Here is a 271-nt window from a genome sequence, read left to right on the forward strand (position 1 = left end):
TAAGCTAACCGATACTAATTGCCCGTGTGGCTTGATCCTATAACCTTATTCAAGACAAACTCGTAACACCGGTGTCAAAATACACCCAATCACACAACACTTCTTCCCGCTTTGGCCTGGATCAACCCCAGGTAACAAGTCAAAGTCTGACGACCATAGCTTTGTGGTACCACACCTTCCCATCCCGAACAGGACCGTGAAACACAAACGCGCCGATGATAGTGAGGATTGCCCTCGTGAAAGTAGGTCATCGTCAGACTAACCAAAAAAA

General features: G+C 46.9%; 1 rRNA gene. It reads left to right on the forward strand.

The features are described from left to right. Positions 1–145 precede the first annotated feature (145 nt). Positions 146–259, forward strand: a 5S ribosomal RNA gene (gene rrf, locus C664_RS20120). Positions 260–271 lie beyond the last annotated feature (12 nt).

Origin of the sequence: Thauera sp. 63, from assembly GCF_000310165.2 — a bacterium.
GTDB classification, from domain to species: Bacteria; Pseudomonadota; Gammaproteobacteria; order Burkholderiales; family Rhodocyclaceae; genus Thauera; species Thauera humireducens.